The organism is Streptomyces sp. H27-H5 (assembly GCF_026627505.1).
Taxonomy (GTDB): domain Bacteria; phylum Actinomycetota; class Actinomycetes; order Streptomycetales; family Streptomycetaceae; genus Streptomyces.
On sequence record NZ_JAPNLK010000046.1, the window covers coordinates 1 to 16,137 of the forward strand.

The 16,137-nt window shown below is 69.6% G+C and carries 7 protein-coding genes, 1 tRNA gene and 2 rRNA genes; 9 read left to right on the plus strand and 1 reads right to left on the minus strand.

Annotated elements, in window-relative coordinates; genetic code table 11:
• The 3 genes from OTB19_RS22750 to OTB19_RS22760 all read left to right on the plus strand — a co-directional run.
• Nucleotides 1–87, plus strand: a 23S ribosomal RNA gene (locus OTB19_RS22750); the annotation flags it as partial.
• 74 nt (nucleotides 88–161) lie between these two features.
• A 5S ribosomal RNA gene (gene rrf, locus OTB19_RS22755) occupies nucleotides 162–279 on the plus strand.
• A 5-nt stretch (nucleotides 280–284) separates the two neighbouring features.
• Nucleotides 285–357, plus strand: a tRNA-Thr gene (locus tag OTB19_RS22760).
• Nucleotides 358–495: 138 nt separating this feature from the next.
• On the opposite strand, the gene OTB19_RS22765 is transcribed toward OTB19_RS22760, so the two are convergent.
• Nucleotides 496–3,078 carry a SpoIIE family protein phosphatase gene (locus tag OTB19_RS22765; RefSeq protein WP_267800203.1) on the minus strand — a complete coding sequence of 861 codons (2,583 nt, stop codon included), beginning with the start codon at nucleotides 3,076–3,078 and terminating at the stop codon, nucleotides 496–498.
• A gap of 188 nt (nucleotides 3,079–3,266) precedes the next feature.
• Here OTB19_RS22765 and OTB19_RS22770 point away from each other — a divergent pair, with 188 nt between their 5' ends.
• The 6 genes from OTB19_RS22770 to pgsA all read left to right on the plus strand — a co-directional run bounded on the left by OTB19_RS22770 (nucleotide 3,267) and on the right by pgsA (nucleotide 16,124).
• Nucleotides 3,267–8,789, plus strand: coding sequence for a HAMP domain-containing protein (locus OTB19_RS22770; protein WP_267800204.1), 5,523 nt, complete (start codon nucleotides 3,267–3,269; stop codon nucleotides 8,787–8,789).
• Nucleotides 8,790–9,063: 274 nt separating this feature from the next.
• Nucleotides 9,064–9,744 carry a response regulator gene (locus OTB19_RS22775; protein ID WP_053682241.1) on the plus strand — a complete coding sequence of 227 codons (681 nt, stop codon included), beginning with the start codon at nucleotides 9,064–9,066 and terminating at the stop codon, nucleotides 9,742–9,744.
• Between the two features lie 150 nt (nucleotides 9,745–9,894).
• Nucleotides 9,895–12,723: an FtsK/SpoIIIE family DNA translocase gene (locus tag OTB19_RS22780; RefSeq protein WP_267800205.1), complete on the plus strand. Its 2,829-nt coding sequence runs from the start codon at nucleotides 9,895–9,897 to the stop codon at nucleotides 12,721–12,723.
• Nucleotides 12,724–12,960: 237 nt separating this feature from the next.
• Entirely contained in the window at nucleotides 12,961–13,854 is an 894-nt protein-coding gene (locus OTB19_RS22785) for a helix-turn-helix domain-containing protein (RefSeq protein ID WP_267800206.1), read from the plus strand.
• A 114-nt stretch (nucleotides 13,855–13,968) separates the two neighbouring features.
• Nucleotides 13,969–15,459: a 30S ribosomal protein S12 methylthiotransferase RimO gene (gene rimO / locus OTB19_RS22790; protein ID WP_267800207.1), complete on the plus strand. Its 1,491-nt coding sequence runs from the start codon at nucleotides 13,969–13,971 to the stop codon at nucleotides 15,457–15,459.
• Nucleotides 15,456–16,124, plus strand: coding sequence for a CDP-diacylglycerol--glycerol-3-phosphate 3-phosphatidyltransferase (gene pgsA, locus OTB19_RS22795; protein WP_267800208.1), 669 nt, complete (start codon nucleotides 15,456–15,458; stop codon nucleotides 16,122–16,124). Before rimO ends, pgsA begins: the two co-directional genes overlap by 4 nt.
• Nucleotides 16,125–16,137 lie beyond the last annotated feature (13 nt).

Genomic DNA, 16,137 nt, shown 5'->3' on the forward strand with positions numbered 1-16,137 from the left:
CAGTAGACGACTGGGTTGATAGGCCAGATGTGGAAGCCCGGTAACGGGTGGAGCTGACTGGTACTAATAGGCCGAGGGCTTGTCCTCAGTTGCTCGCGTCCACTGTGTTAGTTCTGAAGTAACGAACTGTGTTCATATCCGGTTGGTTAACTTCATAGTGTTTCGGTGGTCATAGCGTTAGGGAAACGCCCGGTTTACATTCCGAACCCGGAAGCTAAGCCTTTCAGCGCCGATGGTACTGCAGGGGGGACCCTGTGGGAGAGTAGGACGCCGCCGAACAACCCGCCCTTTTAGCTCAGTCGGTAGAGCGTCTCCATGGTAAGGAGAAGGTCAACGGTTCGATTCCGTTAAAGGGCTCAATCAAAAAGGCCCCCGCCTCATGGCGGGGGCCTTTTTGCGTTCCCGAGGCCTTTCGCCGGGTGCCGTACTCCGGGTGTCGGACGCAAACAGGGCCGGCGCCGTGGAACGGGCCGGCCCTGACAGGGGGAAAGAACGTCACTCGCCTTCGCGCTGCTGCGGTACCCGGAAGGTGAGGATGGCCATGTCGTCCGAGGCGGGCTCGGCGGCGAAGCGTTCCACGGCACGCAGGACACGTGAGGCCACCGCGCCCGCGGTGAGACCCGTACACGTGGTGAGGACCTCGGTGAGGCCGTCGTCGCCGAGCATGCGCGTGCCTTCGCGGCGCTCGGTGATGCCGTCCGTGACACAGAGGAGGACATCCCCCGGATCCAGCATGAGGGTCTGCTCGTAGAGCTCCAGGTCGTCCATGACACCCAGCAGCGGCTGCGGGTCCGCGGCGGGGGTGACCTCGCCGTTCGGGCGCAGGCGCAGCGGCAGCGGATGACCCGCGCAGACCACCTTCATCAAGGCGCCGCCATTGGGCTGGGGATGGAGTTCCCCGTACAGCAGGGTGAGGAAGCGGCTGCGGGCACCCTCGTCGAGGATGGCCGCGTTCAGGCGCTCCAGGACGGCCGGGCCGCCCAGGCCCTCGCGGGCCAGAAGGCGCAGGGCGTGCCGGGCGAGACCCGTGACCGCGGCCGCCTCCGGGCCGGTACCGCAGACGTCGCCGATGGCGAAGCCGTACACGCCGGGGCGGATCGGGAAGACGTCGTAGAAATCACCGCCGACCTCGTTGCCCTCGCCCGCCGCACGGTAGATGACCTCGACCTCCATGCCGGGGATCGCAGGGGAGCCGGGCGGCAGGAGACTGCGCTGGAGGGAACGGCTGATGGCGGTGCGCTCGGAATACAGGCGCGCGTTGTCCAGGGCGAGAGCCGCCCTGCGGGACAGGTCGTCGGCGAGTTCGAGGATCTCCTGACGGAAGTGTTCCTCGCTCGGCCGGCCGAGCGTGAGCATCCCGATGACACGGTTGCGGGCCAGCAGGGGCAGGACGACCGTTTCGCCGCCCACCGTCAAGGACGCGTCGGGCCACGGCCGGGCACCCGCCTCACGGACCGGCTCGGGCGGACTGACCTGCGAGAGCAGGTCCTTGAGCCCGTCGATGCGTTCCTCGTCCTCGTGGAGCACGTACGAGAGGTACGGATCGGAGGTCTGGTCGGCGATCGTGTAGACGGCGCACCACGTCGCCAGGGTCGGAACCGTCATCTGGGCCATGAGCGCCAGGGTCTGGTCCCGGTCCAGGGTGCCGGCCAGCAGGTCGGAAGCCTCGACGAGGAAGGAGAGGGAACCGCGACGCAGACGCTCGAGTTCGCCCAGGCGGGCCGATTCCACGGCGAGGGCGATCCGGTCCGCGGCGAACTGCAGCCGCAGGGCGTCCTCGTTGGAATAGCGGCCCGGGTACTCGGTGGCCACGCCCAGCGAACCGGTCAGCCGTCCTTCGACCTTGAGCGGGACGGTGACCACCGACCGCATGCCGGTGGCCTCCAGCAGCGGGACGGCGCCCGGGACCGCGGAAAGGTCGTCGTGGACGGCGGGCATGCGGGCCGATCCGTACCGGTTGGTGCCGGCCTCGACCGGAACACGGGCGAACCGCTGACGCGTCGAGGGGAGTCCGGTGGTGGCACGGACCTCCAACTCCGTTTCGTCGTCGGTCGCGAGCAGCAGGAACGCCGAATCCGCGTCGAGCATGTCGCGGGCGCGTTCGACAGTGCGTTGGAGCAGTCCGTCGAGGTCGTCGGGGGCCGGCGAACCGATGAAGATCTCGAAGGGGTCCGGCAGTCGCGGCTCGTTGAGCTGGGCGCCGTCCGAAGGGACGCGCAAGGGGCTCTGGAGCAGGGCGCGTTCGTCGTCGTGCACGAGCAGACAGACGATGGACGGTTCGCCGTGGGCGTCACGGACCCGCAAGTGCGAGGCGTAGACGGGGATGACGCGACCGTCGGCGCCGCGGATGCCGTAACTGCCCTCCCAGCGGGACAGCCGCAGGGCCTCGGCGATACCGGTACCCGTGCCGGGAGTCTGCGGCCAGGCCGCGAGCTCGGCGAGCGGGCGCCCGACGGCCTTCTCGGAGGGATGACCGAAGATGTGCTCGGCGTCCTCGTTCCACGCGGAGACGGTGTCGGCGGCGTCGATCTGGAGGACGGCGACACGGACCCGGCTGTCCGCGAGCGGCAGCAGCTGATCAGGGACGACGGGCCCTGCGGATCGGGTACCGACCGGACGGTCCGGAAGGTCCAGCCGGAACCACACGTGCTTGTGCGTGGCCGTGTACTCGACTCCCCAACGGGTGGCGAGGGCGGCGCACAACATGAGGCCGCGGCCGTTCTCGCGGTCGGGATCGGCGTACGGGCGCTCCCCGGGGTGCTGGAGCGGGAGTTCACGCTCCGGGTATCTGTCGGCGACCTCGACGCGCACGCCGTCCTCGGCGCGCAGGCACAGGACCTCGGCCCGGGTCCCGGCGTGGACCACGGCGTTGGTCACGAGTTCGCTGGTGAGCACCACAGCGTCGTCGACGATGTCCGCGAAGCCCCAGCCGTGGAGGGTGTCGCGGACGAACGCGCGGGCAGCGGCGACCGAACGCCCTAGAGGATCGAAACTGGCAGCCGCCCGTGCCGTGATCACAAGACTCCTTCGACGCGGTTGGACATCGGGTGCCAGGTTACTTACCTTCGCGGTTCCCATGGTGCCGTCGTCCTGGATTCCACTCGCAGGGTACGGCCGGTGTGCGATGGTGCCGAAGTGTTATGGCCTGGTTCGGACAGGGTGAAACACTGGGCAGGCTTGAACAACCGGGTTGTGGATAGAAGAGCCGGGTTGTGGTTGTTCGGAAATCCGGTGGAACAGTGGTCGACCCTTTCGGGAGGGACACGGTGGAGTCTGGCGCAGCGGTGCGGCGTACGGGAACGCGCCCCAAGGGGGGACGCTCCCGGCGCAGCGGTACGACGGAAGTCGATACCGCCGCTCTGAACAGGCTGCTCACGGCCCTGGTGTCGATGCGGGACGGGAACTTCCGCAAGCGGCTGACGGTGTCCGGCGAGGGCGTGATGGCGGAGATCGCCGCCGTCTACAACGAGGTCGCCGACCGGAATCTGCACCTGACCGGGGAGCTGTCCCGGGTCCGGCGCATGGTGGGCCGCGAGGGGAAGCTCAGCGAACGGCTGGAAACAGGCGCCTGTGAGGGCTCCTGGGCGGCCGCGATCGACGCCTCGAACCAGTTGGTCGACGACCTGGCCCGGCCGGTGTCCGAGGTGGGTCGGGTGCTCTCGGCGGTGGCCGAGGGCGACCTGGACCAGCGGATGGAGTTGCGGACGCAGACGGCCGACGGGGCCGGGCATCCGCTGCGCGGGGAGTTCCTCAAGGTCGGGCGCACGGTCAACAACCTGGTCGACCAGCTGTCCGCGTTCACCGACGAGGTGACGCGTGTGGCGCTGGAGGTGGGCACCGAGGGCAAGCTCGGTGGTCAGGCCCAGGTGCGCGGGATGTCCGGGTCCTGGAAGGACCTGACCGATTCCGTCAACACGATGGCGTACCGGCTCACCGCCCAGGTGCGTGACATTGCTCTCGTCACGACGGCGGTCGCGAAGGGCGACCTGTCGCGCAAGGTCACCGTGCACGTGGCCGGCGAGATGCTCCAGCTGAAGAACACCGTGAACACGATGGTGGACCAGCTGTCGTCGTTCTCCTCCGAGGTGACCCGCGTCGCCCGGGAGGTGGGCACGGAGGGCGAGCTCGGCGGCCAGGCGAAGGTGCCCGGGGTCGCGGGCGTGTGGAAGGACCTGACCGACTCCGTCAACACGATGGCGGGGAACCTGACCGCCCAGGTGCGGGGGATCGCCCAGGTGACGACGGCGGTCGCGAACGGCGACCTGTCGCAGAAGGTGCGGGTCAGCGCGCGCGGCGAGGTGGCGCAGCTGGCCGAAACGATCAACCAGATGACCGAGACGCTGCGGACCTTCGCCGACGAGGTCACGCGCGTGGCCAGCGAGGTCGGGGCCAAGGGAACGCTCGGCGGTCAGGCGCAGGTGCCGGGTGCCGCGGGTACGTGGAAGGACCTCACCGACTCGGTGAACACGGTCTTCCGCAACCTCACCACACAGGTGCGGGACATCGCGACGGTGACGACGGCGGTGGCCAACGGCGATCTGTCGCAGAAGGTCACGGTCGACGTGGCCGGCGAGATGCTGGAGTTGAAGAACACCGTCAACACGATGGTGGACCAGCTCCAGTCCTTCGGCGCGGAAGTGACGCGTGTGGCCCGTGAGGTCGGCGTGGAGGGCGAGCTGGGCGGTCAGGCGCAGGTGCCGGGTGCCGCGGGTACGTGGAAGGACCTCACCGACTCCGTGAACACCGCCTTCCGCAACCTCACCGGGCAGGTCCGCAACATCGCCCAGGTGACGACGGCGGTGGCCAACGGCGACCTGTCGCAGAAGGTCACCGTGGACGTCTCCGGCGAGATGCTCCAGCTGAAGAACACCGTGAACACGATGGTGGACCAGCTGTCCTCGTTCGCGGACCAGGTCACGCGGATGGCGCGGGACGTGGGCACGGAGGGCCGGCTCGGCGGTCAGGCGCGGGTCGAGGGGGTGTCCGGCACCTGGAAGGAACTCACCGACTCGGTCAACTTCATGGCCGGCAACCTCACGTCCCAGGTGCGGCAGATCGCCCAGGTGACCACGGCGGTGGCGCGCGGTGATCTGTCGCAGAAGATCGACGTGGACGCCCGGGGCGAGATCCTGGAGCTGAAGAACACCATCAACACGATGGTCGACCAGCTCTCGGCGTTCGCGGAGCAGGTGACCCGGGTGGCCCGGGACGTGGGCACCGAGGGCCGGCTCGGCGGTCAGGCGCAGGTGCCCGGCGTGGCCGGCGTATGGCGCGACCTGACCGACTCGGTGAACGGCATGGCCGGGAACCTGACCTCGCAGGTGCGCAACATCGCGCAGGTCGCGACGGCGGTGGCGCGTGGTGATCTGTCGCAGAAGATCGACGTGGACGCCCGGGGCGAGATCCTGGAGCTGAAGAACACTCTCAACACGATGGTCGACCAGCTCTCCAACTTCGCGGAGCAGGTGACCCGCGTCGCCCGCGAGGTGGGCACGGAGGGCATCCTCGGCGGCCAGGCGGAGGTGAAGGGTGTCTCGGGCACCTGGAAGGACCTCACGCAGTCCGTCAACTTCATGGCGAACAACCTGACCTCGCAGGTGCGCAACATCGCCGAGGTGACCACGGCGGTCGCCATGGGCGACCTGTCGAAGAAGATCACGGTCGATGCCAAGGGCGAGATCCTGGAGCTCGTCACCACCGTGAACACGATGGTGGACCAGCTGTCCTCCTTCGCGGAGCAGGTGACGCGGGTGGCGCGCGAGGTGGGCACCGAGGGCATCCTCGGCGGCCAGGCCCGGGTGCGGGGCGTCACCGGCATCTGGAAGGACCTCAGCGACAACGTCAACACCATGGCCGGGAACCTGACGGCGCAGGTGCGCGGGATCGCGCAGGTCTCGGCGGCGGTCGCCAACGGCGATCTGACGAAGAAGGTCACGGTCGAGGCGCGCGGCGAGGTCGCGCAGCTCGCGGACACCGTGAACACGATGGTCAAGACGCTGTCCTCGTTCGCCGACGAGGTGACGCGGGTGGCCCGCGAGGTGGGCACCGAGGGGCGGCTGGGCGGCCAGGCGCACGTGCCCGGCGTATCGGGGACGTGGAAGGACCTCACCGACTCGGTGAACTTCATGGCGTCCAACCTCACCGGTCAGGTGCGGCAGATCGCCATGGTCACGACCGCCATCGCCAAGGGCGACATGACCAAGAAGATCGACATCGATGCCCGGGGCGAGATCCTGGAGCTCAAGACGACCATCAACACGATGGTCGACCAGCTGTCCTCCTTCGCCGACCAGGTGACCCGGGTGGCCCGCGAGGTGGGCACCGAGGGCATCCTCGGCGGCCAGGCGCGCGTGCGCGACGTGGACGGCACCTGGCGGGACCTGACCGAGTCCGTGAACGAGATGGCCGGGAATCTGACCCGGCAGGTTCGGGCGATCGCGGCCGTGGCCACCGCGGTGACCCGCGGGGACCTGAGCCTGAAGGTCGACGTGGACGCGGCCGGTGAGATCCAGGTCCTCCAGGACAACATCAACACGATGATCGTGAACCTGCGCGACACCACCTTGGCCAACAAGGAGCAGGACTGGCTCAAGGGCAACCTGGCCCGGATCTCGGCGCTGATGCAGGGTCGCCGGGAGCTGGACGACGTGGCTTCGCTGATCATGAGCGAACTGACCCCGGTGGTCTCCGCGCAGCACGGCGCCTTCTTCCTGGCGCTGCCGGCCGGGGGGACCACCGAGATCGGGACGGAGGGCGGCGCGGACGGCTCGTACGAGCTGCGGATGCGCGGGAGTTACGCGTACGCGGGCGGCCTGATGCCGATCTCCTTCCGGCCGGGGGAGGGGTTGATCGGGACGGTCGCGGAGGAGAAGCGGACGATCCTCGTCGAGAACACCCCGCCCGGCTACCTGAAGATCTCCTCGGGTCTGGGCGAGGCGCCGCCGGCGCACGTGATCGTGCTGCCGGTGCTGTTCGAGGGGAAGGTGCTCGGTGTGATCGAGCTGGCCTCCTTCACCCCGTTCACGCAGATCCAGAAGGACTTCCTGAGCCAGATCGCCGAGATGATCGGCACGAGCGTCAACACCATCAGCGTCAACTCCAAGACGGAGATGCTGCTGAAGCAGTCGCAGGAGATGACCGAGCAACTGCGAGAGCGCTCCGACGAGTTGGAGAACCGGCAGAAGGCGCTCCAGGCGGCGAACGCCGAGTTGGAGGAGAAGGCGGAGCTGCTGGCCCAGCAGAACCGCGACATCGAGGTGAAGAACACCGAGATCGAGGAGGCCCGGCAGGTCCTGGAGGAGCGCGCCGAGCAGCTCGCGGTGTCGATGCGGTACAAGTCCGAGTTCCTGGCGAACATGTCGCACGAGCTGCGGACCCCGCTCAACTCGCTGTTGATCCTGGCGAAGCTGCTGGCGGACAACGCGGACGAGAACCTGTCGCCGAAGCAGGTGGAGTTCGCGGAGACCATCCACGGCGCGGGTTCCGACCTGCTGCAACTGATCAACGACATCCTCGACCTGTCGAAGGTCGAGGCCGGGAAGATGGACGTCTCGCCGACCCGGATCGCGTTGGTCCAGCTCGTGGACTACGTGGAGGCCACCTTCCGGCCGCTGACCGCGGAGAAGGGCCTGGACTTCTCGGTACGGGTCTCCCCGGAGCTCCCGGCGACCCTGCACACCGACGAGCAGCGGCTGCTCCAGGTGTTGCGCAACCTGCTGTCCAACGCGGTGAAGTTCACCGACGGCGGGGCGGTGGAACTGGTGATCCGGCCCGCCGGCGCGGACGTGCCGACGGCGATCCGGGAGCAGTTGCTGGAGGCGGGGTCGCTGCGCGAGGCGGACGCGGACCTGATCGCGTTCTCGGTGACCGACACCGGGATCGGGATCGCGGCGAGCAAGATGCTGGTGATCTTCGAGGCGTTCAAGCAGGCGGACGGCACCACCAGCAGGAAGTACGGAGGCACGGGGCTCGGGCTGTCCATCAGCCGGGAGATCGCCCGTCTGCTGGGCGGTGAGATCCACGCGGCCAGTGAGCCCGGCCGCGGGTCGACCTTCACCCTGTACCTGCCGCTGCACCCGAGCGAACTGCCGCCGCAGGGGTACGCCCCGCCGGCGCCCGGTGGCGCGCGCGGGGAGTACCGCAGGCCGGTCGAGGAGGCGCGGCCCGCTCCGGCGCTGCCGGCGGCGCCCGCGCCCGCACCGCAGGCCCAGGACCGGTCGGCGCTGCCGGCGGCCGAGGTGGGCGGGGGCGGGCAGCAGAGCGGCCCGGCCTCGCTGTTCCGACGGCGCCGCAAGTCGCTGAGCGACCTGGAGCCGCGTACGAAGGTTCCCGGGCAGTCCGACACCCAGGGCGCCGACGACGGCTGGGGCGGCGCCGAGGACGAGCTCCCGGTGGTGCCGCGGAAGTACGACTTCCATGGCGAGAAGGTGCTCATCGTCGACGACGACGTGCGCAACGTCTTCGCGTTGACCAGCGTCCTGGAACAGCACGGGTTGTCGGTGCTGTACGCGGAGAACGGGCGGGAGGGCATCGAGGTCCTGGAGCAGCACGACGACGTCACGGTCGTGCTGATGGACATCATGATGCCGGAGATGGACGGGTACGCCACGACCTCGGCGATCCGGCGGATGCCGCAGTTCGCGGGTCTGCCGATCATCGCGCTGACGGCGAAGGCGATGCAGGGCGACCGGGAGAAGGCGATCGATTCCGGCGCTTCCGACTACGTCACCAAGCCGGTTGAACCCGATTACCTGCTGTCGGTGATGGAGCAGTGGATGCGTGGAAAGTGATCATTGGGCGACAACCCTGATATGAATTGTTGACTCAGTGTGGCCGTAACGGTGTGGGAGGACGGGATGTGGGGAACCTTCTGCTCTCCCACACCGTTTCTGCTTCGTGCACAGTGACATCTTGGTGACAGGGTGTGGCGATCTCGGGACTGGGGCTACGATGACCGGCACAAGGACGGACGGCGCAAGGATGCCGTCCTCTGGGGCGGGGCCCGGCGCACAGACCGGTGCCCGGAGCCGGGGAGGCCCCATGCCGGGGCGAGGAGGACAGGGCATGGTGCAGAAGGCCAAGATCCTCCTGGTCGACGACCGGCCGGAGAATCTGCTGGCGCTGGAGGCCATCCTCTCCGCGCTCGATCAGACACTGGTCCGGGCGTCGTCCGGGGAGGAAGCGCTCAAGGCGCTGTTGACGGACGATTTCGCGGTCATCCTGCTGGATGTGCAGATGCCGGGAATGGACGGTTTCGAGACGGCCGCGCACATCAAGCGGCGGGAACGGACCCGGGACATCCCGATCATCTTCCTCACCGCGATCAATCACGGTCCGCACCACACCTTCCGCGGTTACGCGGCGGGCGCGGTCGACTACATCTCGAAACCGTTCGACCCGTGGGTGCTGCGCGCCAAGGTGTCGGTCTTCGTGGAGCTGTACACGAAGAACTGCCAGCTGCGGGAGCAGGCGGCGCTGCTGCGACTCCAGCTGGAGGGCGGCGGGACCAACGGCGACGGCAGCAAGGAGACGGCCGGACTGCTGGCCGAGCTCTCCGCGCGGCTCGCGGCGGTCGAGGAGCAGGCCGAGGCGCTGACGAAGCAACTCGGCGAGGAATCCGCCGACGCCGCCGTGGTGGCGACCGCGGCGCACCTGGAACGCAAGCTGACCGGACTGCGCAGAGCGCTGGACGCGCTCGAACCGGGGACCGGCGGGGGAGCGGCGGTACTGCCCGCCCAGGGCTGACGGCGCCGGCCCCGCGGGCCCCGGTGCGGGCCCGCCTGGGTGCGCGTCAGGTCTGGTGGTGCGTCAAAGCACTGCCGGCGGCGGCGACACGAACGGGTGAAGGGGTGGGCACGCGCGTCCACCGGCGTGCGCACCGGTAACCTCGCCCCCATGGCCTCAAGTACGTCCGGCAAGGGTTCCCAGCGCGCCGCGGGCACCGCGAAGGGCCGCACCGGCCGTACGGCGGCCCCGGCGAAGAAGACCGCTCCCGCGCGCAAGCCTCCCGCGAAGAAGGTCGCGGCGGCGAGGCGCGCCCCGGTCAAGAAGGTGCCGGCCAAGCCCGCGCCGTCCCCGACCGGGGGCGTGGTGCGGTTGGTGCGCGCCTGTTGGCTCGGTCTCGCCCACGGGGTCGGCGCCGTCTTCCGCGGTGTCGGCCAGGGAGCGAGGAACCTCGACCCCGCGCACCGCAAGGACGGCCTCGCGCTGCTGCTCCTCGCCCTCGCGCTGATCGTCGCCGCCGGAACCTGGTCGAACCTGAGCGGTCCCGTCGGTGATCTGGTCACGATGCTGGTCACCGGTGCCTTCGGACGACTGGATCTGCTCGTACCGATCCTGCTCGGCGTGATGGCCGTGCGGTTCATCCGGCACCCCGAGCAGACCGACGCCAACGGCCGGATCGGCATCGGCCTGTCCGCGCTCGTGATCGGCGTCCTGGGCCTGGTCCACATCGCCTGCGGGGCACCCGGCCGCGACGAGGGCACCACCGCGATGCAGAACGCGGGCGGGCTCATCGGATGGGCCGCCTCCAAGCCGCTGATCTTCACCATGGGCGCGCCGCTGGCCGTGCCCATGCTGGTGCTGCTCACCGTCTTCGGCCTGCTCGTGGTCACGGCCACGCCGGTCAACGCGATCCCCCAGCGGCTGCGGCGGCTCGGGATCCGGCTGGGGATCATCGCGCCGAACGAGTACGACGAGGGCTACGGGGACGCGGAGCAGCCCGCCGACCGGCACGACGCCGAGCGCTGGCGGGCCCGTGCCGGGGCCGACGAGCCCGTCGGGCCGTCCGATCCCACCGACGCCGCCGAGGAGGCGGCGCTGGCCCGGCGCCGTCGGCCGAGGCGCTCCGCGCCCAGGACCGGCATGGACGCCGTCGACGTGGCGGCCGCGGCGGCCGCCGCGCTGGACGGGGTGGTCTACGGCGGAATGCCGCCCTCCCCGCTGGTGGCGGACCTCACCCAGGGGATCTCCCCGGACCCCGAGGGCGCGGAACTCACCACTCCCGTGCCGCCCGCGCGCGCCGAGCGGCCCGCCGCCCTCCCGGACCCCGCCCCCGCCCCGAAGCCCGCGGCCGCCGAGCCCACCCCGCCCGCCGCGGCGGCGCCCGTGTCCGCGTCCGCGTCCGCCGAGCGTCCGCACGACACCACGGCAGCGGCCTCCGGGACCCTGTCGGTGCCGGACCTGACGAAGGCGTCGCCCGAACCGAAGGCGTTGCCGCCGCGCTCCGAGCAGCTCCAGCTGCGCGGGGACATCACGTACGTCAAACCCCGGCTGGACCTGCTGGAGCGCGGTGGCCCCGGCAAGACCCGCAGCGCCGCCAACGACGCGGTCGTCGCCTCGCTGACCAACGTCTTCATGGAGTTCAAGGTCGACGCGTCCGTCACCGGTTTCACCCGGGGCCCGACGGTCACCCGCTACGAGGTGACGCTGGGCGCGGCCGTGAAGGTCGAGCGGATCACGGCGCTGGCCAAGAACATCGCCTACGCCGTCGCCTCGCCGGACGTACGGATCATCAGCCCCATCCCGGGCAAGTCGGCGGTCGGCATCGAGATCCCGAACACCGACCGCGAGATGGTCAACCTGGGCGACGTGCTGCGCCTCGCGGACGCCGCCGAGGACGACCACCCGATGCTGGTGGCGCTGGGCAAGGACGTCGAGGGCGGCTACGTCATGGCCAACCTCGCCAAGATGCCGCACGTGCTGGTCGCCGGCGCCACCGGCTCCGGCAAGTCCTCCTGCATCAACTGCCTGATCACCTCGGTGATGATCCGGGCCACCCCGGAGGAGGTGAAGATGGTGCTGGTCGACCCCAAGCGGGTGGAGCTGACCGCGTACGAGGGCATCCCGCACCTGATCACGCCGATCATCACCAATCCCAAGCGGGCCGCCGAGGCCCTGCAGTGGGTCGTACGCGAGATGGACCTGCGCTACGACGACCTCGCGGCCTTCGGGTACCGGCACATCGACGACTTCAACCAGGCCATCCGCGACGGCAAGATCAAACTGCCGCCGGGCAGCGAGCGGGAGCTCACCCCCTACCCGTACCTGCTGGTGATCGTGGACGAGCTCGCCGACCTGATGATGGTCGCGCCGCGCGACGTCGAGGACTCGATCGTCCGCATCACCCAGTTGGCCCGAGCGGCCGGCATCCATCTGGTGCTCGCTACCCAGCGGCCCTCGGTGGATGTGGTCACCGGTCTGATCAAGGCGAACGTGCCGTCGCGGCTCGCCTTCGCCACCTCCTCGCTCGCGGACAGCCGGGTCATCCTGGACCAGCCCGGCGCCGAGAAGCTGATCGGCAAGGGTGACGGACTGTTCCTGCCGATGGGCGCGAACAAGCCGATCCGTCTCCAGGGGGCCTTCGTCACCGAGGACGAGATCTCGGGGGTGGTCCAGCACTGCAAGGAGCAGATGACCCCGGTCTTCCGCGACGACGTCACGGTCGGGCAGAAGCAGAAGAAGGAGATCGACGAGGAGATCGGCGACGACCTGGACCTGTTGTGCCAGGCGGCGGAGCTGGTCGTCTCCACCCAGTTCGGCTCCACCTCGATGCTCCAGCGCAAGCTGCGGGTCGGTTTCGCCAAGGCCGGACGGCTCATGGACCTGATGGAATCGCGCGGGATCGTCGGCCCCAGCGAGGGGTCGAAGGCCCGCGACGTGATGGTGAAACCGGACGAGCTGGACGAGGTCCTGGCCGTCATCCGAGGCGAGTCCCACCCGTAACAAACGGGCGGGCAACCGTTTCCCCCCGGCGCGCGTCAAGTTGAGGGAGACGCAGGCCCCGCGCCCTCGGCGCGGGGTCGTCCCACCCGTTTCACCCGTTTCACCCGTCGCGCACCGCTGCGGGCGCCCCACGCCATTCGGATGGCGTAGGGAGTCCACCCTCCGGTTGCTCCACCCTTTCGTCACCCCCCTAGACTGGTAATCCAGCAGGTGGCTACACGCTCGAAAGGCGCCCTCGTGTCCATCGGCAACGCCAACTCCCCCGAAGAAGAGCGGCCTTCGACCGACGACCGGTCCGAGGACCGCATCGTCGAACGTCCCGTCGAAGGACCGTCCATCGGGACGGCCCTCAAGAAGGCCCGGATCGTCGCCGGGCTCACTGTCGACGAGGTCAGTTCCACCACCCGCGTGCGCATCCCGATCGTGCACGCGATCGAAGAAGACGATTTCACGCGGTGCGGCGGCGACGTCTACGCACGCGGTCACATCCGTACCCTCGCCCGCGCCGTGGGCCTCGATCCGGAACCTCTGGTCGAGGAGTACGACGCGGCTCACGGCGGCCGGCCGGCACCCACGCCCGCCGCGCCGATGTTCGAAGCGGAGCGGATCCGTCCCGAACGGCAGCGGCCCAACTGGACCGCCGCCATGGTCGCCGCCATCGTCGCCGTGATCGGCTTCGTGGGCTTCACCGCCTTCAGCGGTGGCGACGAGAAGGGCAAGCGTCCCGTCGCGGAGGGCACCGCCTCCCCGAAGCCCGCCCCCAAGCAGGCCGGGAAGCCTGCCGCCTCGCCGTCGCAGAGCCCGAAGACCCCCAAGCCGGAGCCCTCGGACAGCGCCATCGCGGCTGCGCCCAAGGACCTCGTCACGGTGGTCCTGACGGCCGACGCCGGCGAGAGCTGGATCTCGGCGAAGGACCACAACGGGCGGCTCCTGTTCGACGGCACCCTCGCGCAGGGTGAGTCGAAGACCTTCACGGACAAGGAGTCCATCGATCTCGTACTCGGCGACGCCGGGGCCGTGAACCTCTTCGTGAACGGCAAGGAGATCAAGGACACCTTCCAGGCGGGTCAAGTGGAACGTCTCACGTACACCAAGGACGACCCGCGCCAGGGGCAGGCCCAGGCGGGCTGACCTGTACGGAATAAGCAATTCCGGATCCCCGGGACGCCGCGCCGCGTCCCGGGGATCCTGTCGTGGCGGGACGTGGGGCGGGGGCCGCCGTCGGGACGAAGTAGTCTTGAGTCCATGCCCGAACGCCGTACCGTCGCCCTTGTCACTCTTGGCTGCGCCCGTAACGAGGTGGACTCGGAGGAGCTCGCAGGCCGCTTGGCGGCGGATGGCTGGGAGCTCGTCGAGGACGCCGCCGACGCGGACGTGGCCGTCGTCAACACCTGCGGCTTCGTCGAAGCCGCCAAAAAGGACTCCGTAGACGCCCTGCTGGAAGCCAACGATCTCAAGGATCACGGCAAGACCCAGGCCGTCGTCGCCGTCGGCTGTATGGCCGAGCGCTACGGCAAGGAACTCGCCGAAGCGCTCCCCGAGGCCGACGGCGTGCTCGGATTCGACGACTACGCCGACATCTCCGACCGCCTCCAGACCATCCTCAACGGCGGCATCCACGCCTCCCACACCCCCCGCGACCGGCGCAAGCTGCTGCCGATCAGCCCGGCGGCCCGCCAGGACGCGGAGGTGGCCCTGCCCGGCCACGCGCAGGAGCCGGTCGCCGAGGCGCCGGCCGACCTGCCCGACGGGCTCGCGCCCGCCTCCGGGCCGCGCGCACCGCTGCGCCGCCGCCTGGACAAGAGCCCCGTCGCCTCGGTCAAGCTGGCCTCCGGCTGCGACCGGCGCTGCTCCTTCTGCGCCATCCCGTCCTTCCGCGGCTCCTTCATCTCGCGCCGTCCCAGCGACGTGCTGGGCGAGACCCGCTGGCTCGCGGAGCAGGGCGTCAAGGAGATCATGCTGGTCTCCGAGAACAACACCTCGTACGGCAAGGACCTGGGCGACATCCGCCTGCTGGAGACCCTGCTGCCGGAGCTGGCCGAGGTGGACGGCATCGAGCGCGTCCGCGTCAGCTACCTCCAGCCCGCCGAGATGCGGCCCGGGCTGATCGACGTGCTGACCTCGACCCCCAAGGTCGTCCCGTACTTCGACCTGTCCTTCCAGCACTCGGCCCCCGACGTGCTGCGCTCCATGCGCCGCTTCGGCGACACCGACCGGTTCCTGGAACTGCTCGACACCATCCGCTCCAAGGCCCCGCAGGCCGGCGTCCGGTCCAACTTCATCGTCGGGTTCCCCGGCGAGAAGGAGTCGGACTTCAAGGAACTGGAGCGTTTCCTCACCCACGCGAGGCTCGACGCCATCGGCGTCTTCGGCTACTCGGACGAGGACGGCACCGAAGCCGTCACCTACGACGGCAAGCTGGACGCGGACACCATCGCGGAGCGGCTCGCACACATGCAGCGGCTGGCCGAGGAGCTCACCTCGCAGCGCGCGGAGGAGCGGATCGGCGAGACCCTGGAGGTCCTCGTGGAGTCCGTCGAGTCCGTGGACGAGGACGGCGAGGGCGCCTACGGGCGCGCCGCCCACCAGGCTCCCGAAACGGACGGCCAGGTCGTCTTCACGGACGGCACGGGTCTGGTCCCCGGGCGTATCGTCACGGCAAAGGTGGTCGGCACCCTCGGTGTCGACCTGGTCGCGGAGCCCCTGGGCCTGGATCTTGAGGAGGCGGCCGGATGACCGGAGTCCCGGCATCTGCGGCGGGCGGGACCGGCCGCCGGCCGGCACCCGGCGCGAAGGTCGGGGCTACGGCCGTCCATGAGGCGGGCCTGTGGAACATCGCCAACATCCTGACGATGATCCGGCTCGTGCTGGTGCCGGGATTCGTCCTGCTGCTGCTCGCAGACGGGGGATACGACCCCGTCTGGCGGGCGTGGGCGTGGGCGGCGTTCGCCGTCGCCATGATCACGGACATCTTCGACGGGCACCTCGCCCGGACGTACGACCTGGTCACGGATTTCGGCAAGATCGCCGACCCCATCGCCGACAAGGCGATCATGGGGTCGGCGCTGATCTGTCTTTCCTGGCTCGGTGACCTGCCCTGGTGGGTCACCGGGGTCATCCTCGGGCGGGAGCTCGGGATCACGCTGATGCGCTTCTGGGTGATCCGCTACGGGGTCATCCCGGCGAGCCGGGGCGGCAAGATGAAGACCTTGGCGCAGGGGACGGCCGTGGGCATGTACGTCCTCGCGCTGACCGGACCGCTGGCCACGCTCCGCTTCTGGGTCATGGCGGTCGCCGTCGTGCTGACCGTCGTCACCGGTCTGGACTACATCCGGCAGGCGGTCGTCCTGCGCCGCAAGGGCCTCGCCGCGGAGCTGGCCGTGGAGCGGGCCGCGAGGTGACGGACGGCGCGGG

Coding starts and splice junctions, on each gene's coding strand:
- pgsA (WP_267800208.1), top strand. CDS start 15,456: ATGACCGGAGTCCCGGCATCTGCGGCGGGCGGGACCGGCCGCCGGCCG.
- rimO (WP_267800207.1), top strand. CDS start 13,969: ATGCCCGAACGCCGTACCGTCGCCCTTGTCACTCTTGGCTGCGCCCGT.
- OTB19_RS22780 (WP_267800205.1), top strand. CDS start 9,895: ATGGCCTCAAGTACGTCCGGCAAGGGTTCCCAGCGCGCCGCGGGCACC.
- OTB19_RS22775 (WP_053682241.1), top strand. CDS start 9,064: ATGGTGCAGAAGGCCAAGATCCTCCTGGTCGACGACCGGCCGGAGAAT.
- OTB19_RS22765 (WP_267800203.1), bottom strand. CDS start 3,078: ATGGGAACCGCGAAGGTAAGTAACCTGGCACCCGATGTCCAACCGCGT.